Source organism: Planococcus sp. YIM B11945 (genome assembly GCF_050864155.1).
GTDB lineage: Bacteria > Bacillota > Bacilli > Bacillales_A > Planococcaceae > Planococcus.
On sequence record NZ_JBOZWR010000012.1, the window covers coordinates 18,380 to 44,015 of the forward strand.

The following is a 25,636-nucleotide window of genomic DNA, read 5'->3' on the forward strand; positions in this document are numbered from 1 at the left end:
TTCACACTCGATGAGTTATCAAAATATCGACAACAAACTAAAAATCTTTTCACTGAATTCGAACCAGAAACTAGCAGAAGAAATTGCTGAACATGTCGGGATTCCTCTTGGAAAAAGTTCTGTTACTCACTTTAGCGATGGCGAAATCCAAATCAATATTGAAGAAAGTATTCGCGGCTGCGACGTTTTTATCGTTCAATCCACTTCTGAGCCGGTTAACGAAAACTTAATGGAACTTTTGATTATGGTAGATGCTGTTAAACGTGCTTCTGCTCGCACGGTGAACGTGGTGATTCCGTATTACGGCTATGCACGCCAAGACCGAAAAGCCCGTTCACGTGAACCGATTACAGCAAAACTGGTTGCGAATTTATTGGAAACTGCCGGAGTGACCCGCGCAATCGTACTCGATTTGCATGCTCCGCAAATTCAAGGATTCTTTGATATTTTGATTGACCACTTATTGGCTGTGCCTCTTCTTTCAGAGTACTTCTTGAACGAAAGCAGCATTGATTTGGAAAACGTCATCATCGTTTCACCTGACCATGGCGGCGTAACGCGCGCTCGCAAAATGGCGGATCGTTTGAAAGCACCGATTGCCATCATCGACAAACGCCGCCCTCGCCCGAATGTTTCTGAAGTGATGAACATTATCGGGAATGTAGAAGGCAAAACGGCGATTATCATTGATGACATCATCGATACAGCCGGCACGATGTCCCTTGCGGCAAGCGCTTTGATTGAAAGCGGCGCAAAAGAAGTATATGCCTGCTGTACGCATCCGGTTCTTTCCGGACCTGCTGTTGGCCGCATCAATGATTCGGTCATCAAAGAATTGGTTATCACCAACTCGATTGCGTTGCCAGAAGAAAAATGGTCGCCGAAAATCAAGCAATTGTCCGTGGCGAAATTATTGGCAGAAACAATCGTTCGTGTCCACCAACAAAAATCTGTCAGCACGCTTTTCGATTAATGTCTTTATAAGTCCGGCAAACTTAGGTTTGCAATTCCCTATAAAGGGTATTTATATATTATGTACTTAAATTTGGAGGGTGACTTATTATGACTGGAAAAATAACAGCACAAAAAAGAGAAGGCGGACAACCGCATTCATCATTAACGCAATTGCGTGGAAAAGGTGAAGTGCCAGGCGTGGTTTACGGATATCAAGTAGACACAATGCCTGTAACGGTTTCCGAAATTGATTTGATTAAAACTTTGCGTGAATCAGGGCGCAATGGTGTCATCAGTTTAGACGTCGATGGCAAAACATTGAATGTTGTATTGAGCGACTATCAAACAGATGCTTTAAAAGGCAGCTTTAAGCACGTAGATTTCTTGGCAATCAACATGTCCGATGAATTGGAAGTTTCAGCGGCTGTCCACACAACTGGCGAATCTGCTGGCGAAAAAGAAGGCGGCGTGTTGAACCAACCGAACCGTGAAGTAACAATTAAAGTGAAGCCTTCGGATATTCCGGATGCCCTTGAAGTGGATATTGCAAACCTTGCAATTGGTGATACGTTGACTGTCGGAGATATTCGAGGAACGGTAGCTTATCAAATTTTGGAAGAAGACGACTTTATCTTAGTGTCAGTAACGGCGCCAAGAACTGACGAAGAACTTGAAAGCCTTGATACGGCAACAGAAGCAGAAGCTGAACCGGAAGTAATCGGCGATAGCGCTGCTGGGAAAGACAACGAATAATAAGATTCAACGAAATAAGGGGCTGTCCAATGACAGCCCCTATTTTTTCGTTTAGCGGGCGATTATGGTAAAATAAAGGTTAGTGAAAAGCAAAGGAAGCGTTTGGATGAAATTGATAATTGGGCTAGGGAATCCTGGCAAAACATACGCCGGGACACGGCATAATATCGGATTTGAAGTGGTGGATTTTCTGGCATCAAAATGGAATGCGCCGCTGACACAATCCAAATTCAAAGGCATGTACTCCATCATCCATCGGCCGGAAGGAAAAGTCATGCTGCTAAAGCCGCTGACGTATATGAACCTTTCAGGCGAAAGCGTTAGTGCGTTGATGGATTATTACGAAATCGACATTGACGAAATCGTGGTCATTTACGACGATTTGGATTTGCCAACCGGCCAGCTGCGTTTGCGGCAAAAAGGCAGTGCCGGCGGACACAATGGCATCAAGTCGCTGATCCATCATTTAGGGACGCAGCAATTCAACCGCGTGCGCATCGGCATCAGCCGTCCGCCTGCTGGCATGATAGTTCCGGATTACGTATTGTCGCGGTTTTCAAAAGAAGAAAGTGCAGAAGTTGAAGAAGCGGTTCAAAAAAGCGCGGATGCCTGTGAATTCTGGCTTTCAAAACCGTTTATCGATGTTATGACAAAGTTTAATGGAGCTTAATTTCGCTTTGACGCGCAAAACGCGTTCAGAGCTTTTTTCTGTTTGCTGGTGGATTGGTTATATAAGTTGAATTAAAGAAAGTGCTTTTTTATAAGCCGCTTCGGTCGCTTTGGGAAGGGCAAAGACGATTGCTCCTGCGCAAGCTCGTCGCAAAAGAGGTTCCCAAATCCTTTGGGTCCCTCTTTGGCTCCCACAATAAGCCGAGAAAACCACTCGTCTTATTGCTTCGCCTAGCCCTTGGACGCGCCGAAGCTAAAAATTTCTTACTACATAAGAAATTATTGGGATAGCTGTTCTATTACTGCTAGTTAGCTAGAAGATATGGAGCAAAACAGCGGAGACTCCCGCGGGATAGCGAAGTGCCGAACTAACTCGGGCGAATAGCCAAGTCTTGACCGAAGCCTGCGAGGGCAAGGCTTTGCGACGAAGCGTGTAACGCTGCAGGAGCACACGGTTTTCGCGGAGCTGTTTTGCGGAATATCATGCCCTATTAATAATTAAGTTCAACTTATATAGCTAGATTTTTTCTTCATACAGGTTCATAACCATTCAACAAGAGGTATATGCTTTATTATCGAGAGTTTTATTGAGAGAGGAGGAATCTTCATGGAGCCTATTTTACAAGCGTTTTCAGAGGATTCTCATATACAACGATTTATCGCAGATTTGAAAAAAGGGCAGGACCATCAGCTGCTGTCGGGACTTTCGGGAAGCGCCCGCTCGCTGTTTTACCAAGCAGTTTGGAGTGAAATGGCCGAGCCGTTATTGGTTGTGGCACCGAATTTATTAAATGCGCAGCGCATTTACGACGATTTGATCAAGTTGGTTGGCGAAGAAAACGTTCACCTTTATCCAGCAGACGAATTGATCGCAGCGGACGTTTCGTTTTCTGGCCCTGAACTGCGGGCCCACCGAGTCGATACGCTCGATCACATGAAAAATGTCGGCAAAGGCATTTACATCACACCGGTTGCAGGCATGCGGAAGCGATTGCCATCTAAAGCGCAATGGGACTATTCCACGTTGCGGGCTTCAGAAGGCGAAGAGCTGGATACGGAAGAATGGTTAGCCAAACTGGTGGCGATGGGTTATTCCCGAACGACAATGGTGACGACGCCAGGAGAATTTGCGCTTCGCGGCGGAATTTTAGATATTTATCCGTTGAATTTTGACCATCCGGCACGCATTGAGCTGTTTGATACAGAAGTGGATTCCATCCGTTTATTTTCAGCAGAAGATCAACGCTCATTGGAGAAAATGCGTTCGCTGCGCATTTTGCCGGCGAGTGAATTGGTTCTTTCCAAACTGCAGCAACGGAAACTTGCAGATCAGTTAGAGGATCAGTTGGCACGGACATTGAAAAAAATAAAAGCAGAAGATACGAAAGAAGCTCTTCTCATGCATATTCAGCATGACATCGACATGCTTCGGCAAGGAAACGTTCCAGATGGCATAGCGAAATATGCAGCTCTAGTGGAAGAGCAATCGGCATTTTTAGGCGATTATTTCCCAGAAACCGGCTTTGTCTTTTTTGATGAGTTGGGCCGCATTCAAGAAATGACGGAAACATTGGAGCGCGAAGAAGGGGATTGGATCGTTTCACTTTTAGAAGAAGGCAAGTTTCTCCAAAATGTTCATTTGTCTTATACATTCCGTGAAGTATTGACACGTTTGCCGCAAAAAATGACGTTTTTGTCGTTGTTTGTCCGGACATTCCCATTGGTAACCGTGAAGAAATCCGTGGCGTTTTCCAGCAAGCCAATGCAATCGTTCCATGGCCAAATGAATTTGCTGAAAGCGGAAGCGGAGCGTTGGGCAACTGCGAAATACCGAGTGTTTGTAGTGGCGAGCGGCGAGGAGCGGTTGAAGAAAGTGCGGTCCGTACTCGAAGATTACGGCATGGAATCAGAAATCGTGACATCGTCTAGTGAAGTGCAGAGCGGAAAAATTTATTTGGTTGACGGGGAGTTGTCAGGCGGCTTTGAAGTGCCGCTGCAGCGCTTTGCCATCCTGACCGATTCGGAATTGTTCACCAAACAAGCGAAGAAAAAATCGCGTCCGCAAAAACTGACGAATGCTGAGCGAATCAAAAGCTATTCTGAAATCAAACCTGGCGACTATATTGTCCATGTCCATCACGGGATTGGCCGTTATGTCGGCATTGAAACCTTGGAAATCGGCGGCGTCCATAAAGATTATTTGCATATCGTTTATAAAGCTGATGACAAATTGTTTGTGCCGGTCGATCAAATTGACTTGATTCAAAAATACGTGGCTTCGGAAGAAAAAGAGCCGAAATTGCATAAAATGGGCGGCGCGGAATGGCAGAAAACGCGAAAGAAAGTATCGGCTGCGGTGCAGGACATTGCAGACGACTTGATCAAGTTGTATGCCGAACGCGAAGCGCAAAAAGGTTTTTCTTTTTCAAAAGAGCAGGATATGCAGCGCCAATTTGAAGCGGAGTTTCAGTATGAAGAAACGGTCGACCAATTGCGGTCAATTGCGGAAGTTAAGCGGGATATGGAAAAAGAACGGCCGATGGACCGCTTGATCTGCGGCGATGTCGGCTACGGAAAAACCGAAGTGGCGATACGCGCAGTATTCAAAGCGGTGCTCGATGGCAAGCAAGTGGCTTTTTTGGTGCCCACGACGATTCTTGCCCAGCAGCATTATGAAACGATGGCGGAGCGCTTTAAAGACTATCCGATCGAAGTCGGCTTGATGAGCCGCTTCCGTTCGAAAAAACAGCAAACCGAAACCGTTAAAGGGTTGAAAAACGGTTCGGTCGATGTGGTTGTCGGCACGCACCGGATTTTATCAAAAGACTTGGTGTATAAAGATCTTGGCTTGCTTATTATTGACGAAGAACAACGCTTTGGCGTAACCCATAAAGAGAAAATCAAGCAAATGAAAACCAACGTGGACGTATTGACGCTGACGGCTACCCCAATTCCGCGGACTTTGCATATGTCGATGATCGGCGTCCGCGATTTGTCGGTCATTGAAACACCGCCTGAAAACCGCTTTCCGGTGCAGAGCTACGTCATGGAGCAAAATGGCACCTTAGTGCGCGAAGCGATTGAACGGGAAATGGCCAGAAACGGCCAAGTGTTTTATTTGTACAACCGCGTCGAAGACATGTCGCGAAAAGTGGAAGAAATTCAAGCATTGGTGCCGGAAGCGCGCGTTGGCTATGCACACGGGCAAATGACAGAGCGGGAACTCGAGTCGGTGATCATCAGCTTCTTAGAAGGCGACTACGATGTGCTTGTCACAACGACAATCATTGAAACCGGCATTGACATCCCGAACGTCAACACGCTGATTATTGAAAACGCGGACCGCATGGGCTTGTCGCAGCTGTATCAATTGCGCGGACGTGTCGGACGCTCGAGCCGGGTGGCGTATGCCTATTTCATGTACCAGCGCGACAAAGTGCTGACGGATGTCGCAGAAAAACGCCTCATGGCCATCAAAGAATTTACCGAGCTCGGTTCCGGTTTTAAAATCGCCATGCGCGATTTGACGATCCGCGGCGCCGGGAATCTTCTCGGATCGCAGCAGCACGGCTTTATTGACTCGGTCGGTTTTGACTTGTATTCGCAAATGCTGCAAGAAGCCATTGAAGAACGGCAGACGGGCATTAAGAAAGAAGACATTCCGGAAATCGAGATTTCGCTGGACCTCGATGCATACATCCCGGATTCGTATATTAACGACGGCTACCAAAAAATCCAAATGTACAAACGCGTCAAAGGCATCGATTCGGTTGAAGAAGTGGAAGAACTGCAAGACGAGCTGATCGACCGTTTTGGCGACATGCCGCTTGAAACCGACCGCTTGCTGCGCATCGCACGCATGAAAGTATGGGCGCGTTTGGTTGGCGTGGAATCGATAAAGCAAAATGGCAAAATCATTTCGATCAAACTGAGCGAAAAAGGCACAAGAGCGGTCAATGGCGGCAAATTGGTGGAGGAATCTGCCCTTTACGGCCGTGCAGTCGGCTTCAGCATGGCCGGCCAGCAGCTGGTCATGACGATCGATGAAAATAAAACCGCCAAGCACCATCCGTTTGACGTGCTTGAAGGCATGGTCAAACTGCTTCCGGAATCACGCCGTGAAGAAAAATCAATTAGTTGAATTTGTTTATATTCTGCAAAACAGCTTCGCTTTCCTGCGGGAGCTATGCCCAAAGCGTCCGAAGCGGGTTATAAAAAATACTTTTTTTAGTTCAACTTATTTAGTTAATTTTCAATAGGAAAGAGTGAATCCGGTGAATAATGAAGGCACAATGAAATCGTTTATGAAAGGTGCCGTGCTGTTGACGCTGGCGGGCTTTCTCGTCAAAGGGCTGAGTGCGGTGTACCGAGTGCCTTTTCAAAACCTCGTCGGCGACCAAGGATTTTACATTTACCAGCAAGTCTATCCGTTTATCGGCATTTTCAGCGTCTGGACGTCGTACGGCTTTGCGGTGGCGGTTTCGAAAGTGCTGGCTGACCACGATTCGCGTGAACATGCGGCGCTTTTGCGCATTGCGTTTGGCTGCATCGCGGCTATTTCGGCCTTCTTTTTTATCGCGCTGTTCTTCGGGTCGGGTGTTTTGGCTGTATGGATGGGTGATGGGAAGTTGAGCGGTCTGTTGAAAGTCAGCGCTTTTGCGGTTCTGCTCATGCCGCCGCTTGCGGTATACAAAGGCTTTTTCCAATCGCATAACCGCATGGAACCGGTCGCCTATTCCCAAGTATGGGAACAAGCGGTCCGCGTCTCGGTCATTTTGCTCGGCACTTGGCTCGTTGTCTCAAGCGGTTCTTCTTTATATGCAGCTGGGCAAACAGCGTTGTCTGGCACCGTAGCCGGGGAACTTGCAGGTGTTCTTTTGTTGTTTTGGTTTTTCCAAAAAAGAAACATGGCGCCATCCGCCGGTTTATCGGTGAAGGTTTGGCCGGTCGTCAAAAATATGCTCGCGGTCAGCCTCAGCGTCAGCATGAGTTCGCTCATTTTGCTGTTTTTCCAGCTCGTCGATTCGTTTACTGTGTTCCGTTTGCTGACGGACAGCGGATTGGGGGAACTGGCGGCGATGAAGCAAAAAGGCGTATACGACCGCGGCCAGCCGCTTGTCCAATTCGGTTTGTTGATTGCAACGTCTTTGGCGCTGGCCATTGTGCCGTTGATTGCCCATACCGTCAAAAAAAGCAGCGGCCGCTCGGCTAACCTTTACGCGCAGCTCGCTTTTCGCACGTCTTTCCTTTTTGCCTTTGCGGCTGCGGCTGGGTTGACGCTTGTCATGCCTTATGTCAATGAAACATTGTTTGAAACACGGGATGAATCAGAGGCGTTGATTGTGTTCAGCTGGCAAATCGTTTGGACGTCGCTGATTTTGGTCATGAACGGCATCCTCCATGGCCTTGGCAAAACAAAAGTCCCGGCGCAGCTGTTGGCGATTGGCTTGATTGTTAAAATACTCGGCAATTGGCTGCTTATTCCCGTGTGGGGCGTGCTTGGTGCTGCCATAGCAGGGAATGTGGGCTTGATAGTGATTGTCGCCGGCTTGTTCCTTTATTTTAAATCGGTGTGGCCAATCCGTTTTGCCCCGCTCCGCTATTATGGCTGGATTTTTGCCGCCGCCTTGGCAATGGCCGCCGCCGTTATCGGTTGGGCGTTGTTAATGGACCAGTTTGCAGTAGACGGATTGTCCAGCCGACTGGGCGCCTTATTAACGACGCTGACCGCTGTTCCGCTTGGTGCTGGCCTGTTTTTGGTGATCATCGCCAAAAGCCGCATCATTACTGAAAGGGAATGGTACATCATTCCGTTTGGCCGAAAAATGGCCGGGCTTCAGCTGGCAATAAATTCTAGAAGAAAAGGTGGCAACTCATGAATACCATTCACATCATCGGCCTCGGCGCAGGAGATTTGGACCAATTGCCGCTTGGCGTTTATAAAAAATTAAAAAACAGTGCCGAATTATATGTGCGCACAGAAGACCATCCAGTGCTTGCGGAACTTGCGCAAGAAGGCGTCGCGTTCTTGAGTTTTGACGCCGTGTACGAAAAGCATGATTCGTTTGAGCCGGTTTATGCGGAAATCGCCGATACACTGATCCGCCTGGCGCTTGAAAAACCGATTGTTTATGCGGTGCCTGGACATCCGCTTGTGGCTGAACAAACGGTTCAGCATTTGATCGAAGCGGAAAAAACGGGTTTGTGCCGCTTGAGCATCGAAGGCGGGCACAGCTTTTTGGATGCCTTGTTCGGTGCTTTGCGCATCGATCCGATCGAAGGCTTTCAATTGGTCGACGGAACGGACATGAAAAGCGGCCAACTCAATATGACGCAGCATTTATTGATTGCCCAAGTCTACGATTCGTTCAGCGCTTCTGAAGTCAAGCTGACGCTGATGGAAAAATACCCGGACGACTACCCGGTGACGATTGTCACGGCGGCCGGATCTGCTGCGGAATCGCTTCGCACGGTGCCGCTTTATGAACTCGACCGCAGTACCGAAGTGAACAATTTGACGACCGTTTACGTGCCGCCGGCAACAGACCGCATGCAGCGATTAAGAGAATGGCAGACGTTCCGTGACATTGTCGCTGTGCTCAGAAGCCCTGAAGGATGCCCATGGGACCGGGAGCAGACGCATGAATCGCTGAGCCCGTATTTAATCGAAGAAGCGCACGAGCTGCTTCAGGCCATTCAGGAAGAAGACGACGCGGCAGTGGCGGAGGAACTGGGCGATGTGCTGCTGCAGATTTTCCTGCATGCACAAATCGGCCAAGACAACGGCTATTTCCAGCTTGAAGACGTATTGGAAGCGGTCAGCGCGAAAATGATCCGCCGCCATCCGCATGTCTTCGGCGACGCCCAAGTTTCCGGTTCCGACGAAGTGCTTGCCAATTGGCAAACCATTAAAGCCCAGGAAAAACCAGAAGCGGCTTCACTCCTTGAAGGGCAAGAACGTTTTAGTTCGTCTTTGACGACGTCGTATAATTTCCAGAAAAAAGCGGCGAAAGTCGGCTTCACTTGGCCGGATGCAGAAGGCGCCTGGACGAAATTCGAAGAAGAATTGCAGGAGTTCCAAGCCGAAACGGCGAAAGGATCAAAAGACCGTCAGCTGGATGAGCTCGGAGACTTGTTGTTTACGTTGGTCAACATCGCGCGCTTTTTCGATTTGTCGCCGGAACAAGCGATGCTGCACGCGAACCGCAAATTCCAACAGCGCTTTGAATATGTGGAAAAACGGGTAAATGAAGGAACAGGCGATTTCAGCGATTACACACTTGAACAGCTGGATGCGTTTTGGAACGAAGCCAAACAATTGGCACGAAAGGAAGAGGGCAAATGAGACTCGATAAATTTTTAAAAGTTTCGCGTTTGATCAAGCGCCGGACATTGGCCAAACAAGTGGCCGATCAAGGGCGGATCACCGTCAATGGCGCGAAAGCAAAAGCCAGCTCCGTCATCAAAGTAAATGACGAACTGCAAATCCGTTTTGGCCAAAAAGTGGTAACGGTGCGCGTTGAGTTGTTAAAAGAAAACGCACGAAAAGAAGAAACGGCCAATATGTACACAATTCTAAAAGAAGAAAAACTCGATAAAGTTGAACCGGAATTTATCGATGACGAAGCGTAAGTGTTTTGAGCACAGAAAAAGCTGTTCCGTAAGCCGAGGCTTAGGAACAGCTTTTTTTATTTCTCGGCAAGCAGCGCCACAAGCAGCGCTTTTTGGGCATGAAGCCGGTTTTCGGCTTGTTGGAAAACAACCGAATGCGGCCCTTCCAAAACCTCGGCCGTCACTTCTTCTTCCCGGTGAGCCGGCAGGCAGTGCATGAAAATAAAATTAGGATTGGCATGTTGAGCCAATTGTCCATTCACTTGGAAACTTTTGAAATGCTCCAGTCGTTCGAGCGCTTCTTGTTCTTGTCCCATGCTTGCCCAAACATCGGTATAAATGACGTCGCAGCCGGTGACCGCTTCAACCGGGTCTGCCGTAACGTAAATGTTCGCTCCAGTCTCTGCTGCAATGCGCTGTGCGAGGGCGATCATCTCCGGGGCAGGCTCATAAGCGGCCGGCGCAGCAACAACAATGTCCATGCCAGCTTTTGCTGCGCCGATCATCAACGAATTCGCCATGTTGTTGCCATCGCCGATATACGCCAATTTTTTGCCTTTGAACGAACCGAAATGTTCGTGGATGGTCAATAAATCCGCCAGTACTTGGCACGGATGGAATTCATCGGTCAAGCCGTTGATGACCGGAATGGAACTATGGTCGGCGAGTTCTTGGACGGTCGACTGGTGGAACGTGCGTATCATGATGCCGTCCAAATAGCCGGACAAGACGCGCGCCGTGTCGGCAATGGTCTCCCCGCGCCCCATCTGGATGTCACGTGTGCTCAAATACATGGCGTGTCCACCGAGTTGGAGCATGCCCGCTTCAAACGACACGCGCGTGCGCGTCGACGACTTCTCGAAAATCATGCCGAGCACCTTGCCTTGCAGCAGCGGCAAGTACTTGTTTTCCGGTTTTTTCAATTCAGCGGCAAGCGACAATAAACCAAAGATTTCCTCTGGCGTATAATCCTTTAGCGACAAGAGATGGTTCTGCGTAAGGGGTGGGGCGATTGTTAAAGTTGCCGTCATTTTGCAAGCACTCCTTTTTGTTTTTATTGTCGTATTTTTCATGAAGGGCATCCATTAGCTCGGTCGGCGTATTGTAAGGGAATAATGCTGCCTTCTCCGACCTACAAGATTTTTTGGCCGGGCAAGCTGTCAGAGAAGAAATTCGGTTTTGTTTGCCGAAAAGAAGGAGCAACCGTTCCGGGACTCAGAGAAGACTGCATGGATAATCGAACGGGTATCCTTGCTGCTTAAAAGCGGGACATTCGCAAGTTTGGCAAATTCCGCAAGCGGCATCGCACCATCATCCACGGGCCATTCATGCAAATCCGCTACGACAATTCCGGCTGCCTGGATTTTGTCAGATTGAATATGAGAAATTTGCACACCGTAATAGCCGATTAAGGGACAAGCGAAAACAATAATTTGCCTTTTATAAGAAGGGTCCGTTAAGACTTCTTCATAACCCGTCATGCCTGTATAAAAGACCAGTTCGCCTTGAACGCTTGATTCCGATCCGTGTCAAAGCCCTGTAAACGATTGTCTGGTAGGCAGTGACAGCAATCCTTTCATTTCTTCACACTCCATTCATTTATTCGGTAAATTTGCATAAATATAAATTAAGTGAAACATAATTAGTTGATGTAAAGATTTTTAAAGATGTTTTAGATTATACGTTGTGTATAAATATAAAGTCAATAGTATTTTTATTACTTATTCTCGGGAGTTGTATAATGCAAATCCAATAGGAAAGCGGAAAAAATAGTAAGAATTGCAAAAAAAGCTTATAAAAATTCATTTTTTCGTGTATAATGGCATCAACGTGATTCGGAAGGGGGGAAACAAGTCATGGGTTTGAAGAGGGAAAAAAAGGCGGAACAGCGCGAAGTCACTTCAATTCGCAATGACTATGTCCGCTCGATTGAACGCCAAGAAAAGCGCCATCAAGCGCATAAAGTCCGGCTTTTCAGAAGGTTGTCGTTTTTCGGGCTGCTGGTTTTAATGGCTGGTATCTGGATTGGCACCACGCTCCATGCGCAATCGCAGACTATTTCTGAAAAAGAGCAATTGCGCGAAGAAGCACTCGTGTCGCTTCAAAAAGCGGAAGACGAACAAGCGCAGCTTGAAGAGCAAATTCTGTTATTGAATGATGTCGAATACGTGAAGAAATTCGCCCGAAAAGACCTGTTTGTGTCTGAAGCCGGCGAAACGATTTTCACCATACCTGAAAATGAAGAAAAAGCTGTTAAAAAAGAGTAGTCAGTTGACACTCTTTTTTTGATGGTTATAATTAAAAGTGGGAAAAGTCCCGCTATAACGTTTGCATGACACTGGAATGGGGTCATCTTAATTTTTAAGGAGGAGCATTTTTTTTATGTCGATTGAAGTAGGTAGCAAGTTAGAAGGTAAAGTTACAGGTATTACAAATTTCGGAGCGTTCGTTCAGCTTCCGACTGGTGCAACTGGCCTCGTGCATATAAGTGAAGTCGCTGACAACTACGTCAAAGACATCAACGATCACCTCAAAGTTGGCGAAATGGTAGAAGTGAAAGTCATGAATGTGGAAGCTGATGGCAAAATCGGCCTTTCCATTCGCAAAGCAAAACCACAGCCAGAAGGTGCAGCAGCAACAACTGCTCGTCCACAACGTCCACGCCCAAGCAATAATCGGACATTTGATCGCGCACCAAAAGAGAATTTCGAAACAAAAATGGCGAAATTCTTAAAAGACAGCGAAGAAAATATGACGACATTGAAACGTGCTACAGAATCTAAGCGCGGCGGCCGTGGCGCAAGAAGAGGTTAACTTGCTAGCTGTTTTAAAGGCATAGGAAAATGCTCTTGCACAGCTGAACAAATTTCAATTAGAACGCTTCTCACCTGGGAAGCGTTTTTTTCATCAAAAAATTTGTTGGGAGTGAGAGTGTGATGGAAAAAGCTCGTGTACTTGAAGCATATAAGGAGTATGAAGTTTATTTAACGTCGCTCCAAACAGCGATACAAGATGAAACAGTTGCCCATACACCATGCACGGAGGGAAAATGGTCAATTGCCCAAATCATTATGCACCTTGCTGAATGGGATCGCTTTGTCCGAGAGGAACGGTTGCCCTACATGAAGGAAGGATCAAACCTTGCAGGGTTTGGAGATGTGGATGAATTTAATCGAAAAGCTGTAAAAGGCGTTGAAGAAATGAAATTCTCCGAAATACTGGCTCATGCTCAGAAAGAGCGGGCTTTATTGCGCCAAGCTATTGAAGAGCTGGATGAGCAGAATTGGCATGCACGTTTTTCAGCTGGCGGGAAAGAAACGTCACCCGCAGTTTATTTTGGCGGAATGCTGGAGCACGACCATCACCATATCGAACAAATCAACTCTTTTTTGACATGAAAAAAGCAGCGTCCCTAAAAAGGAACGCTGCTTTCAAACTGAATAATAATATGGCGGCAGAGGGGATCGAACCCCCGACCTTACGGGTATGAACCGTACGCTCTAGCCAGCTGAGCTACGCCGCCTTGTTCAAGCGAACTTTAATAGCATACTATTGAAAAAGAAATGTGTCAACGGAATTTTTGAAAAAAATATTGGTATAACTTTAACGAGGTGAAAAGATGAAGGGCTTTTATGAGAAAATGCAACGCTATATAAAGAAACATCGATTGATTGTTCCGGGAGACCATGTGCTGGTCGGCTGCTCAGGAGGAATCGACTCGGTGGTGCTGCTGCATTTTCTGGCGACTCATCAAACAGATCTTGGCATTAAAGTATCTGCTGTCCACGTTAACCACATGCTGCGGGGAGAGGAATCGCTGCAAGACCGCTTTTTCACCGAACAGCTTTGCGCCGAATGGGAAGTGCCGTGCTACAGCCGTGACATTCCGATTCCCGAACTGTTAAAAGCGGAAGGCGGCAACAAACAACAGCTATGCCGCACTAAGCGTTACGCCTTTTTTGCCGAGGTGATGGAAGTGGCGAAAGCAGCAAAACTGGCGACGGCGCATCATGCAGACGACCAGCTTGAAACCATCTTGATGGGAGGCGTGAAAGGAACACTGCACTCTTCTTTCGGAATGCCGACAAGCCGGCCTTTTGGCACCGGACAGTTGGTGCGTCCAATGCTGGCAGTAACGAAAGAGGATATTTCCCAGTATGCCCGCTTTTTTGCGCTTGCCCACCGGGAAGATCCAAGCAACCAAGAGCCTGTCTATACTCGCAACCGCATCCGCCATAGCATCGTCCCTTTATTAAAGAAAGAAAACCGCCAAGCTTCTGAACAGTTTGCGGAACTAGCCGAACAGCTGCAAGAAGATCAGCACTTTTTAATGGATTTGGCAGAAACTAGGCTGCAAGCGCTTTTGCAAGAAGAACAAAAAGGCATCGCCTTGTCTGCAGAAAAATTTAGCCAAGAGCCCCTTGCTTTACAAAAAAGAATGGTTCTACTACTATTAAACTATCTATATAACGAGAAGCAAGTTGCGATTGCCAAGCAGCTGGCTGAACAAGTGCGTGAGTTGCTGCACAGTTCAGCCGGCACTGTTTTCTTGCACTTGCCGCAAAATTATATGATGGTTCGCCAGTATGATCGGGTGTATTTTAGCCGTCAGCTATTTGGCGAAAACGATTTAACCTACTCTTCGATCATTACACATGACTGGTCCGAAGAGGTGAACGGCTTTCGTTACAAGGCAGTGCCGCTCAACCAAGTTAACATACAAGACAATGCGAGTTTTTGGTATTTTTCTGCTTCGGGAACTTTTCCGCTGCTGGTTAGAAGCCGCAAGCCGGGTGACCGAATCCACTTGAAAGGGATGGAAGAGCCAAAAAAATTAGCGCGATTGATGATTGATGAAAAAGTCCCAGCCTCGGTTAGGGAAAGTTGGCCAGTGATTGCTACGGCAAGCGATGAGATTTTGCTTGTGCCGGGTTTGCGCCCATCAAAGTTTGTTAGCCGGTCTAAGCGTGCTGAAGATAACTGGGTATTGATTGAACAACAGATTTAGGTCGCAGAAAGCGGATTATAGGAGGTCCACCATGTTAGAGAAAGACATTGAAGAAGTATTGATTTCAGAAGAGCGCCTGCAAGCGAAAGCGCGCGAGCTTGGAGAAGTATTAACGCGTGACTACCAAGACAAATACCCTCTTGCCATTGGTGTATTAAAAGGCGCGATGCCATTTATGGGCGATTTGATGAAACGCATCGACAGCTATATTGAAATGGACTTTATGGACGTTTCAAGCTATGGCAATGCAACTGTTTCTTCTGGAGAAGTCAAGATCATCAAAGATTTGAATGCCAGCGTAGAAGGCCGCGATCTTTTGATCATCGAAGACATCATCGACAGCGGGTTGACGCTCAGCTATTTGGTGGACTTGTTCAAATACCGGAAAGCCAATTCCATTAAAATCGTTACGCTTTTGGACAAACCGTCAGGGCGCAAAGTTGATTTGAAAGCGGATTATGTCGGCTTTGAAGTACCGGATGCTTTTGTAGTCGGCTACGGCTTGGATTATGCGGAAAAGTACCGGAATTTGCCGTATATCGGAATTTTGAAGCCATCGGTTTACAGCGGAGAATCGGAATAGACAACAGAAGTTCACAGACTGCCGAAATGGCGCGTGAAACAAAGGCTTTTCGTTGTACGCTTAAATGTTCCTATGGTAGTATTTAGTATAGTTTTTGGGAAACTTTGTGAGGAGGCTCGGAATGAATCGAATATTTCGATATACCATATTTTATCTACTGATTTTCCTTGTTATTATTGGGATTTTGGGGACGTTTAACAACAGCAACCAACCTACCGAAAATATAGGGTACGACGAATTTTTGGCGGCTATGAACAGTGATGCTATTGAAAACATCACCATTCAGCCAAATCAAATGGTTTATGAAGTGACAGGGAAGCGCAAGACTGATGACGAAGGCGAATCTTTTGTCACAAATATCCCGATGGAAAACGAAGCGCTGTTGACTGAAATCGATGCAGCGGCAGCTGGAGAAGTGGATGTTGAATACTTGGCAGCTCCGCAAACAAGCGGCTGGGTTCAGTTTTTCACAGGGATCATTCCGTTTATTATCATTTTCATCCTCTTCTTCTTCTTGCTTAACCAGTCACAAGGCGGCGGAGGCGGCCGTGTGATGAACTTTGGTAAAAGCAAAGCGAAGCTGTATGATGATCAGAAACACAAAGTCCGTTTCCCGGATGTAGCGGGAGCAGACGAAGAGAAACAAGAACTTGTTGAAGTTGTTGATTTCTTGAAAGACCCTCGCAGATTTGCTGATATCGGCGCACGCATTCCAAAAGGGATTTTGCTTGTCGGACCTCCGGGTACCGGTAAAACCTTATTGGCCCGTGCAGTTGCTGGTGAAGCAGGCGTTCCATTCTTCTCGATCAGTGGTTCGGATTTTGTTGAGATGTTTGTCGGAGTAGGGGCTTCCCGAGTTCGTGACTTGTTTGAAAACGCGAAGAAAAACTCTCCTTGTATTATTTTCATTGATGAAATTGATGCGGTTGGGCGTCAGCGCGGTGCCGGTCTCGGCGGCGGGCATGACGAACGCGAACAAACATTGAACCAGCTATTGGTTGAAATGGATGGATTCGGTGCAAACGAAGGCGTTATCATTATCGCAGCGACAAACCGTCCCGATATTTTGGATCCAGCTCTTCTTCGTCCAGGCCGTTTTGACCGCCAAATTACCGTTGGCCGTCCAGATGTAAAAGGGCGCGAAGAAGTGTTGAAAGTACACGCTCGCAACAAACCGCTTGATGAGTCAGTGGACATGAAAGCAATCGCTCAACGTACACCTGGTTTCTCAGGCGCAGATTTAGAGAATTTATTGAACGAAGCAGCACTTGTTGCAGCTCGCCGCAGTAAATTGAAAATCGATATGTCCGATATCGATGAAGCAACAGACCGTGTAATTGCGGGGCCTGCTAAAAAGAATCGCGTCATTTCGAAAAAAGAACGCAATATTGTTGCTTTCCACGAATCGGGCCATACCGTTGTCGGCTTGATCTTGGATGATGCCGATATCGTCCATAAAGTAACAATCGTTCCTCGCGGACAAGCTGGCGGCTATGCGGTTATGCTTCCAAGAGAAGACCGTTACTTTATGACGAAGCCTGAATTGCTGGATAAAATTGCCGGCTTGCTCGGCGGACGTGTCGCGGAAGATATTACATTCGGCGAAGTTTCGACTGGCGCCCATAATGACTTCCAGCGCGCAACAGCCATTGCTCGCAGCATGGTTACTGAATACGGGATGAGCGATAAAATCGGACCGCTTCAGTTTGGCCAAGCACAAGGCGGCAATGTTTTCTTAGGCCGCGACTTTAATTCCGAACAAAATTATTCAGATGCGATTGCGTTTGAAATCGACCAGGAAATCCAACGTATCATCAAAGAGCAATACATTCGCACGAAAGAGATTTTGACGAAAAATCAAGATCTTCTTAAGTTAATTGCGACTACATTGCTTGAAGTGGAAACATTGGACGCTGGCCAGATTCAGCACTTGAAAGAACATGGCACGCTTCCTGAACGTTCATACGAAGCGCTAAATGGAGATTTCGAGAAAAAAGCACTTGATTTGAAAAAGGATGAAGTAAACCCTGACGTAACAGGAGCTCCGAATGATCCGTCATCTGGCGATTTGCCAAGTGAAGGACACCCGGGCGAAGTGCGAGGGCCCATCCAAGAAGAACGAAAATAAACAATTGATTTAGCTGGTTGCCTAGTTCCTGTAAACGGAATGGGCAATCAGCTTTTTTCTTTTCCTGAAAATATGGTATGATGTGGTGGAAAATCGTCGATAAATGGGGCTGGATTATGATTTTAGTAATGGATATCGGGAACACCAATATCGTCTTGGGGGTCTTTAGCCAAGATCAACTGACGCATCATTGGCGCATGGTGACAGACCGCCATAAAACCGAAGATGAATTTGGCATGCAAATTAAGGCTTTTTTGCAGGACGCTGAGTTAAGGTTTGATGATATTGCGGGCATTATCATGTCTTCTGTCGTGCCGCCGATCATGTTTTCGCTTGAGCGGATGTGCCAGAAATACTTTCACATCAAGCCCTTAATCGTCGGTCCCGGCATTAAAACCGGGTTGAATATTAAATACGAGAATCCGCGCGAAGTTGGAGCTGACCGGATTGTCAATGCGGTGGCGGCAATTCAAGAATACGGAAGCCCGTTGATTATCGTGGATTTTGGCACAGCCACCACGTATTGCTATATTGACGAAAAACAGCAATATATGGGCGGAGCCATTGCTCCAGGAATTGGCATTTCCACAGAAGCCCTTTACAACCGTGCGTCGAAATTGCCGCGCATTGAAATTGCACGGCCTGAACAAGTTGTGGGCAAAAACACAGTTTCGGCGATGCAAGCGGGCATCGTTTACGGCTATGTTGGACAAGCGGAAGGCATCGTCGCCCGCATGAAAGCACAAAGCAAATTGCCGCCGACCGTTGTGGCGACTGGAGGCATGGCCTCGTTGATTGCTAACGAGTCGTCGGTGATTGATAAAGTGGATCCTTTTTTAACGTTGAAAGGGCTATACTTTATTTACAAACGAAACCAAGCGTAAGGAAGGAATGAACACCATGGGAGATTATTTAGTACGGGGCCTCGGATTTGATGGCAGTGTCCGTGCGTTTGCAGTAGATACTACACAAACGGTTGGAGAAGCGCAGCGCCGCCACATGATGTGGCCAACTGCTTCGGCAGCCCTAGGGCGTACGATGACCGGAGGCGTCATGTTTGGTGCGATGTTAAAAGGCGACAACAAAGTCACCATTAAAGTGGATGGCGGCGGCCCGATCGGCGCTATTTTAGTAGACAGCGACGCAAGAGGTGGAGTGCGGGGGTACGTCACCAATCCGCAGACGCATTTTGATTTAAATGAAAAAGGCAAATTGGATGTACGCCGGGCAGTCGGCACGGAAGGTATGTTGTCCGTCGTCAAAGACTTAGGCCTTCGTGAAAACTTCACGGGGCAGACGCCCATTGTTTCGGGTGAAATCGCAGAAGACTTTACGTATTATTTCGCAGTTTCCGAACAAGTGCCGTCGTCTGTTGGATTGGGCGTGTTGGTTGATACCGACAATTCCGTTTTGGCGGCAGGAGGTTTTATTATCCAAGTTATGCCGAATACCGATGAGGAAACGATTCAACAACTCGAGCAGCAACTTGCGAAAATTGCTCCAGTTTCAACGATGATCAAGCGGGGGCTTTCTCCTGAAGAAGTGCTCGAAGAAGTGCTTGGAAAAGGAAATGTCCAAATCCTAGACAAAATGCCGGTGAGCTTTGAGTGCAATTGTTCAAAAGAACGTTTTGCAAATGGAATTATTGGATTGGGCCAACAAGAAATTCGGGAAATGATCGAAGAAGACGGAATGGCAGAAGCGCAATGCCATTTCTGTTTGGAAACGTATCAGTATTCTAAAAAGGAACTTGAAGCATTCATCAATGAGCTCCAATCATAACCGTACGCGTCCTGTGTCTTCACCGGCAGATGGGGGCCGTCCGAAAAGACGTTTAAAAACAAAACCGTTGCTTATCCTTTTGCTGATTTTATTTGTCGCGAATTTGCTGTGGTTTATTGCTTGGCTGATTCCGAACCAAGCAGGAAGCGATGAAGAAGTCGCTTCGGTCGATGGCGATGAAATCACCCGCCAAGAGTGGATGGCTGCAATGGAAGAGCAGCATGGGCGCGACACACTTCTCGAATTGGTCAATCAAAAAGTGATGGAAACGGCAGCGAAAGAATACAAGATTAAAGTCAGTGAAAAAGAAATTGAATTGGAACTGGCAATGCTGCGCTCCGGCCAAGAAGGCGGCGCACAAACGCTATATGCAGCGGATGAAAATCAATTGCGGGAGAACGTGAAAACGCAATTGATCTTGGAAAAAGTTTTGACAAAAGATGTCGTCATTGAAGAGCAGGAAGTGGAAGCCTTTTACAAAGAAAACCAAATGCTCTATGACATCAAAGATACGTATCGCACCCGTATGATTGTCTTGGACTCTGCCGCTGCAGCGGATGAAACCATTTCGGAACTGGAAAACGGATCTTCATTTGAAGCGTTAGCAAGAGAACGGTCGATCGATACGGCTACTGGCAGTTTGGGCGGCGACATCGGCTATGTGGCAGAAGGCCAGGCTGGCATCGATCCAAAAATTGCACAAGCGGTCGTCGGAATTGATGTCGACAGCTGGTCTTCGCCGATCAAATTGGAAGACGGGCGCATCGCCGTTCTTTCCGTTACGGAAAAAGCAGAAGGCCGGACTTTCTCATTTGATGACGTAAAAGCGCACATCAGCCGAGAATTGGCTCTAGAGCAACTGCCGCAATCAATCACTCCAGAAGCTTTTTGGGATGAATTCAACGCTGAGTGGTTTTACGGGGAATAAATAATGAAAGGCGTTTCCAAATAGGAAGCGCCTTTTTTTCCTGCCGAAACATCGGCACTTGCATTTTTCTTGATAATTCGTACAATTTGACACGTTCTCTGAAAGATTGGTACGATACTGGATAAGTAATGCCGATAAAAATAGTGGGGATTAGGAGTGTTGATGATGACTCGTATTGGAAATTCGATTACCGAATTGATTGGGCAAACACCTATTGTGAAACTAAACCGTTTAACAGGCGCAGAAGATGCGGAAGTCTACTTGAAATTGGAATATTTCAACCCAGGAAGCAGTGTGAAAGACCGTATTGCATTAGCGATGATTGAAGCGGCTGAAAAATCAGGGGATTTAAAAGAAGGCGACACCATTATAGAACCGACAAGCGGGAACACCGGAATTGGGCTTGCGATGATTGCGGCAGCAAAAGGCTATAAATCTGTTCTTGTGATGCCGGAAACGATGAGCATGGAGCGCCGCAACTTGTTGCGGGCATACGGGGCAGAACTTATTTTGACGCCGGGAGCGGATGGTATGAACGGCCCGAACGGAGCCATCAAAACGGCGGAAAAGAAAGCGGCGGAAAACGGCTGGTTTATGCCGCAGCAATTCAACAACGAAGCCAATCCGGAAATACACCGTTTGACGACAGGGCCGGAAATCGTTGAAACGATGGATCAATTGGATGCATTCATTTCAGGGATCGGGACTGGCGGTACGATTACAGGTGCTGGACAAGTGCTGAAAGAGAATTATAAAGACATTTTAATCGTTGCGGTAGAGCCGACAGATTCTGCTGTGCTTTCAGGAGGAAAACCGGGTCCTCACAAAATTCAAGGAATCGGTGCTGGTTTCGTGCCAGCTGTCTTAAACACAGAAATTTACGATGAAATCATTCAAGTAACGAATGACCAGTCGTACGACACTGCCCGCCGCGCGGCCCGCGAAGAAGGCATTTTAGGAGGCGTCTCTTCAGGAGCTGCCATCTACGCAGCTTTACAAGTGGCGAAACGTTTAGGCAAAGGCAAAAAAGTGTTGGCAATCATTCCATCAAACGGAGAGCGCTACTTGAGCACTCCGCTTTACCAATTTGAAGAAAACAACTAAAAGACTGGATAAAAGAGTATGCCCACGCATGCTCTTTTATTGTGGCGAAAATTCGGCTATTCGCGTTAAGATGAAGTCAGCTTACTTGCAGCAATGATATTTCCCAGGAAATATCATTGCTATACATAATTCAATCAGGCGGTGTAAAAATGAAATTAAATGTAAATGAAAAAACATGGGTAATGGGCATTTTAAACGTAACCCCTGACTCTTTTTCAGATGGCGGAAGCTACACAATACTTGAACAAGCAGTCGCGCATGCCAAACAAATGGTGGCGGACGGCGCAGGCATCATTGACATTGGCGGCGAATCCACGCGGCCGGGGCATATTCAAATTTCAATAGAAGAAGAAATTGCCCGAGTGGTTCCAGTTATTGAAGCCATTGTAAAAGAACTAGACGTACTCATTTCGATTGATACGTACAAAGCGGCTGTTGCGGAAGCTGCCGTTAAAGCGGGTGCCCATATCATCAACGACATTTGGGGGGCAAAGTACGAGCCGGCGATTGCTGAAGTTGCCGCGGCTTATAAAGTGCCGATCATTTTAATGCACAACCGTAACGATACGTCATATATTAACTTTTGGGAAGATGTCCAGCGAGATATGGAGGAGAGCGTTCAAATTGCCTTAGCTGCCGGTGTAGCCAAAGACCTTATTTGGCTCGATCCGGGAATCGGCTTTGGAAAAACGACTGCGCACAACGTTGAAATGATGCAGCTGCTAAGCGAGTTCGTCGGCTTGGGCTTTCCGGTGCTGCTCGGCACTTCCCGCAAGTCGCTGATCGGCAAGGTGTTGGATTTACCTGTTTCAGAGCGATTGGAAGGATCGCTCGCAACTGTTTGTTTTGGCATTGAAAAAGGCTGCCAAATTGTCCGAGTCCATGATGTGAAAGAAACGGCTCGCGCCGTCCGCATGATGGACGTTCTTGTTGGCAAAACGAAATACGAGGAGATGGCGTAATGGATTTTATTCACGTGAACGACATGGAGTTTTATGGCTACCACGGAGTTTTTCCGGAAGAAACGAAACTCGGCCAGCGGTTCCGCTTAACGGTTTCCTTGGCCGTAGATTTGCGGGCGGCGGGTGAAACGGATGAGCTGGAACATACGGTTCATTACGGAGAAGTGTATGAGGCGTGCCGCTCGGTCGTCGAAGGCGAGCCGAAAAAATTGGTAGAGGCGGTCGCTGAATCGATTGCTTCGACAATTTTAACGGCGTTTCCACTCGTCAAAGGCATCCGGGTCGTGTTAATCAAACCGGATCCACCGATTCCCGGCCATTACAAATCGGTAGCGGTTGAACTGACGCGCGGTGAATTCATATGAACGACAGCTATTTATCGCTCGGCTCCAATATGGGCGACCGGCTCGACATGCTCAAGCAAGCAGTCCGGTATTTAACCGAGCACCCAGCGATTGAAGTTGCCGAAATTTCTTCTCTTTACGAAACCGAACCCGTAGGTTTTACCGATCAGCATCCTTTTCTGAATATGGCTGTCCACATCAATACTGCGCTCTCTGCACACGAACTGCTGGACATTTGCCAGGAAATCGAACAGCGCCTTGACCGCAAACGCATTATCCGCTGGGGCCCGCGTACAATAGACTTGGATATTTTGCTTTTCAATCAAGAAAATATGAATACGGAAAGGCTAGTGGTTCCGCATCCGCGAATGCATGAACGGGCATTTGTCCTCATTCCTTTGCTTGAACTAAATCCGGCGCTTGGCGATTTCGAACTTCCGGCGCAACAAGGCGTTCAATTATGGAAAACGTATGATGGGATCGACGCATTCTTGGGAGAGAGTTAAATTCGCTAGAACCCTCACTCGTCTTTCTGTTGCCGGTAACCGGTCTGATATTAATTGAAAAAAATCCGGCTGCCACAAATTCGTGACAGCTTTTTTTATGTTTAGGCAAGCAAAATTGTGTACAATAGAGAAATACACGAACGAGCGTGGTTTTTAAAGACAAAGGAGTGTAAAACATGTCAGAAGAATTGAATGATCAAATATTAGTGAGACGCCAAAAAATGCAAACGTTCCGCGATAACGGAATCGATCCATTTGGTGCGCGTTTCGAGCGTACGCATTTATCCCAAGACATCATTAATGAGTACAGCGAATTGTCAAAAGAAGAGCTGGAAGAAACGCCTCATGAAGTCGTCATTGCCGGCCGCATCATGACAAAGCGTGGAAAAGGGAAAGCAGGCTTTGCGCATCTTCAAGATTTAAAAGGCCGCATCCAAATTTATGTGCGCAAAGACGCAATCGGCGAAGAAGCTTACGGCTACTTTAACAGCGCCGACCTTGGCGACATTGTCGGCGTAAAAGGAACAGTATTTAAAACCAATGTCGGCGAACTGTCGGTTAAAGCAAAAGAAGTTGAATTCTTAACAAAATCACTTCGTCCGCTTCCGGAAAAATTCCACGGCTTGAAAGACGTCGAGCAACGCTATCGCCAACGCTATTTGGATTTGCTTACAAGCGACTCCAGCAAAGAGACATTCATTTTGCGCAGCCGCATCATTCAATCAATGCGCCGGTACTTGGATGGCGAAGGGTTTTTAGAAGTCGAAACGCCGATGCTTCATTCAATTGCCGGCGGAGCAGCTGCCCGTCCATTTGTTACGCATCACAACGCTTTGGACATGGAGCTCTATATCCGCATTGCGATCGAGCTTCACTTGAAGCGTTTGATTGTTGGCGGATTAGAAAAAGTTTATGAAATCGGCCGTGTTTTCCGCAATGAGGGAATCTCGACGCGCCACAACCCGGAATTCACGATGCTTGAACTTTACGAAGCATATGCTGACTATCAAGACATCATGTCGTTAACCGAAAACTTGATTGCCCACGTGGCGCAAGAAGTGCTCGGCACAACAACGGTTCAATACGGAGAAGACGAAATCAATTTGGCGCCCGGCTGGAAAAGGCTGCATATGGCTGACGCCGTAAAAGAATACACAGGCGTAGATTTCTGGCAGCCTCTTACTAAAGAAGAAGCTCAAAATCTTGCCAAAGAACATAATATTGAAATTAAACCTACAATGGAGACGGGCCATATCTTAAACGAATTCTTCGAGCAAAAAGTAGAAGAGCAATTGGTGCAGCCGACCTTTGTATACGGCCACCCGGTTGAAATTTCTCCTTTAGCAAAGAAAAATCCGGAAGACGAGCGCTTTACCGATCGTTTTGAATTGTTTATTGTTCGCCGTGAACATGCAAATGCATTTACTGAATTAAATGATCCAATCGACCAGCGCGAGCGATTTGAAGCTCAGCTTGTTGAAAAAGCGGCAGGAAATGATGAAGCGCATGAAATGGATGAAGACTTCATTGAAGCGTTGGAATACGGTATGCCTCCAACTGGGGGATTAGGGATCGGAATCGATCGATTGATCATGCTGCTTACTAATTCTGCTTCAATAAGAGATGTTCTCTTATTCCCACAAATGCGTCCGCGTGACTAATATACAATTAACGACTTAAAACTTCATTGTTTTAAGTCGTTTTTTATTGGTGAAGAAGAGTGTGGAGAGGCTAGTTAAGACGGGGTAAAAGAGAAAAGATAAAAGAGCTGAATTTATTGTTGACATCATTCCTGTTGCTAGTTATACTAATAAAGTTGCTAATTAAAGCAGTAGTAAAATCTTTTAAAACTTTTAATTTAATGTCAAATTAATTGTTGACACTAAATTAGAAAAAAGATATACTAATAAAGTTGTCGCAAACGACAGCCTGAAATGATGAACCTTGAAAACTGAACAGCAAAACGTCAACAAAGCAGGATCGAAGCGTTCCGAACGCTTCATCCAAAAACTACTGATCAGGTTTACCAGATCAAGCGCCAACGCGTTCTTTCGGGAACGGTTGGTGCGCCAGCATGAGCAATCAAGCTTCTATAATGGAGAGTTTGATCCTGGCTCAGGACGAACGCTGGCGGCGTGCCTAATACATGCAAGTCGAGCGGAATCGAAGGAGCTTGCTCTTTCGATTTAGCGGCGGACGGGTGAGTAACACGTGGGCAACCTGCCCTGCAGATCGGGATAACTCCGGGAAACCGGTGCTAATACCGAATAGTTTCAGATCCCTCCTGGGATTTGACGGAAAGAC

General features: G+C 46.9%; 22 protein-coding genes, 1 tRNA gene, 1 rRNA gene and 1 pseudogene. 22 read left to right on the top strand and 3 right to left on the bottom strand.

Annotated elements, in window-relative coordinates; genetic code table 11:
* Positions 1-10 precede the first annotated feature (10 nt).
* From ACRRQV_RS17780 to ACRRQV_RS17810, 7 genes are all read left to right on the top strand, one after another.
* Complete coding sequence (locus ACRRQV_RS17780) at positions 11-973, top strand: ribose-phosphate diphosphokinase (RefSeq protein WP_432533550.1); 963 nt, start codon at positions 11-13, stop codon at positions 971-973.
* An 89-nt stretch (positions 974-1,062) separates the two neighbouring features.
* Positions 1,063-1,707: a 50S ribosomal protein L25/general stress protein Ctc gene (locus tag ACRRQV_RS17785; RefSeq protein WP_432533553.1), complete on the top strand. Its 645-nt coding sequence runs from the start codon at positions 1,063-1,065 to the stop codon at positions 1,705-1,707.
* 106 nt (positions 1,708-1,813) lie between these two features.
* Positions 1,814-2,377 carry an aminoacyl-tRNA hydrolase gene (gene pth / locus ACRRQV_RS17790; protein WP_432533556.1) on the top strand — a complete coding sequence of 188 codons (564 nt, stop codon included), beginning with the start codon at positions 1,814-1,816 and terminating at the stop codon, positions 2,375-2,377.
* Between the two features lie 606 nt (positions 2,378-2,983).
* The gene (gene mfd, locus ACRRQV_RS17795) at positions 2,984-6,517 is read left to right on the top strand and encodes a transcription-repair coupling factor (RefSeq protein ID WP_432533559.1); all 3,534 of its coding nucleotides are present in this window, start codon (positions 2,984-2,986) and stop codon (positions 6,515-6,517) included.
* Between the two features lie 151 nt (positions 6,518-6,668).
* On the top strand, positions 6,669-8,255 hold the full coding sequence (locus ACRRQV_RS17800; RefSeq protein ID WP_432533562.1) for a putative polysaccharide biosynthesis protein: 1,587 nt from the start codon (positions 6,669-6,671) through the stop codon (positions 8,253-8,255).
* Positions 8,252-9,721, top strand: a complete 1,470-nt coding sequence (gene mazG, locus ACRRQV_RS17805; RefSeq protein ID WP_432533565.1) for a nucleoside triphosphate pyrophosphohydrolase — start codon at positions 8,252-8,254, stop codon at positions 9,719-9,721. The genes ACRRQV_RS17800 and mazG overlap by 4 nt, the downstream gene beginning before the upstream one ends.
* Positions 9,718-10,008 carry an RNA-binding S4 domain-containing protein gene (locus ACRRQV_RS17810; protein WP_432533568.1) on the top strand — a complete coding sequence of 97 codons (291 nt, stop codon included), beginning with the start codon at positions 9,718-9,720 and terminating at the stop codon, positions 10,006-10,008. Before mazG ends, ACRRQV_RS17810 begins: the two co-directional genes overlap by 4 nt.
* A 56-nt stretch (positions 10,009-10,064) precedes the next feature.
* Here the strand turns inward: ACRRQV_RS17810 and argF are convergent, their stop codons facing one another.
* Together argF and ACRRQV_RS17820 are read right to left on the bottom strand one after the other, a co-directional pair.
* Complete coding sequence (gene argF / locus ACRRQV_RS17815) at positions 10,065-11,018, bottom strand: ornithine carbamoyltransferase (protein ID WP_432533571.1); 954 nt, start codon at positions 11,016-11,018, stop codon at positions 10,065-10,067.
* A gap of 129 nt (positions 11,019-11,147) precedes the next feature.
* Positions 11,148-11,501, bottom strand: a pseudogene (locus ACRRQV_RS17820) (carbamoyl-phosphate synthase domain-containing protein); the annotation flags it as partial.
* Positions 11,502-11,843: 342 nt separating this feature from the next.
* Between ACRRQV_RS17820 and ACRRQV_RS17825 the strand changes: the two are divergent.
* From ACRRQV_RS17825 to ACRRQV_RS17835, 3 genes are all read left to right on the top strand, one after another.
* A complete protein-coding gene (locus ACRRQV_RS17825) occupies positions 11,844-12,254 on the top strand; it encodes an FtsB family cell division protein (protein WP_432533574.1) in 411 nt (136 codons plus the stop codon).
* 115 nt (positions 12,255-12,369) lie between these two features.
* Positions 12,370-12,801, top strand: a complete 432-nt coding sequence (locus ACRRQV_RS17830) for a S1 domain-containing RNA-binding protein (RefSeq protein WP_432533577.1) — start codon at positions 12,370-12,372, stop codon at positions 12,799-12,801.
* A gap of 122 nt (positions 12,802-12,923) precedes the next feature.
* The gene (locus tag ACRRQV_RS17835; RefSeq protein WP_432533580.1) at positions 12,924-13,385 is read left to right on the top strand and encodes a DinB family protein; all 462 of its coding nucleotides are present in this window, start codon (positions 12,924-12,926) and stop codon (positions 13,383-13,385) included.
* 51 nt (positions 13,386-13,436) lie between these two features.
* Here the strand turns inward: ACRRQV_RS17835 and ACRRQV_RS17840 are convergent.
* A tRNA-Met gene (locus ACRRQV_RS17840) sits at positions 13,437-13,510 on the bottom strand.
* A 96-nt stretch (positions 13,511-13,606) separates the two neighbouring features.
* Here ACRRQV_RS17840 and tilS point away from each other — a divergent pair.
* From tilS to ACRRQV_RS17900, 12 genes are all read left to right on the top strand, one after another.
* Positions 13,607-14,995: a tRNA lysidine(34) synthetase TilS gene (gene tilS, locus ACRRQV_RS17845; protein WP_432533583.1), complete on the top strand. Its 1,389-nt coding sequence runs from the start codon at positions 13,607-13,609 to the stop codon at positions 14,993-14,995.
* 31 nt (positions 14,996-15,026) lie between these two features.
* Entirely contained in the window at positions 15,027-15,578 is a 552-nt protein-coding gene (gene hpt, locus ACRRQV_RS17850; RefSeq protein ID WP_432533586.1) for a hypoxanthine phosphoribosyltransferase, read from the top strand.
* A 121-nt stretch (positions 15,579-15,699) separates the two neighbouring features.
* The gene (gene ftsH, locus ACRRQV_RS17855) at positions 15,700-17,706 is read left to right on the top strand and encodes an ATP-dependent zinc metalloprotease FtsH (protein WP_432533589.1); all 2,007 of its coding nucleotides are present in this window, start codon (positions 15,700-15,702) and stop codon (positions 17,704-17,706) included.
* A 116-nt stretch (positions 17,707-17,822) separates the two neighbouring features.
* Positions 17,823-18,590 (top strand): type III pantothenate kinase, encoded by a 768-nt coding sequence (locus tag ACRRQV_RS17860; RefSeq protein WP_432533616.1) that lies wholly within the window; start codon positions 17,823-17,825, stop codon positions 18,588-18,590.
* Between the two features lie 16 nt (positions 18,591-18,606).
* Positions 18,607-19,488 carry an Hsp33 family molecular chaperone HslO gene (hslO, locus tag ACRRQV_RS17865; RefSeq protein WP_432533592.1) on the top strand — a complete coding sequence of 294 codons (882 nt, stop codon included), beginning with the start codon at positions 18,607-18,609 and terminating at the stop codon, positions 19,486-19,488.
* Positions 19,472-20,416, top strand: a complete 945-nt coding sequence (locus ACRRQV_RS17870) for a peptidyl-prolyl cis-trans isomerase (protein ID WP_432533595.1) — start codon at positions 19,472-19,474, stop codon at positions 20,414-20,416. Before hslO ends, ACRRQV_RS17870 begins: the two co-directional genes overlap by 17 nt.
* Positions 20,417-20,581: 165 nt before the next feature.
* Positions 20,582-21,520, top strand: a complete 939-nt coding sequence (gene cysK / locus ACRRQV_RS17875) for a cysteine synthase A (protein WP_432533598.1) — start codon at positions 20,582-20,584, stop codon at positions 21,518-21,520.
* 149 nt (positions 21,521-21,669) lie between these two features.
* Complete coding sequence (gene folP, locus ACRRQV_RS17880) at positions 21,670-22,482, top strand: dihydropteroate synthase (protein WP_432533601.1); 813 nt, start codon at positions 21,670-21,672, stop codon at positions 22,480-22,482.
* Complete coding sequence (gene folB, locus ACRRQV_RS17885; protein ID WP_432533604.1) at positions 22,482-22,847, top strand: dihydroneopterin aldolase; 366 nt, start codon at positions 22,482-22,484, stop codon at positions 22,845-22,847. Before folP ends, folB begins: the two co-directional genes overlap by 1 nt.
* A complete protein-coding gene (folK, locus tag ACRRQV_RS17890) occupies positions 22,844-23,332 on the top strand; it encodes a 2-amino-4-hydroxy-6-hydroxymethyldihydropteridine diphosphokinase (protein WP_432533607.1) in 489 nt (162 codons plus the stop codon). The genes folB and folK overlap by 4 nt, the downstream gene beginning before the upstream one ends.
* 176 nt (positions 23,333-23,508) lie before the next feature.
* Positions 23,509-24,993, top strand: coding sequence for a lysine--tRNA ligase (lysS, locus tag ACRRQV_RS17895; protein WP_432533610.1), 1,485 nt, complete (start codon positions 23,509-23,511; stop codon positions 24,991-24,993).
* Between the two features lie 431 nt (positions 24,994-25,424).
* Positions 25,425-25,636, top strand: a 16S ribosomal RNA gene (locus ACRRQV_RS17900); the annotation flags it as partial.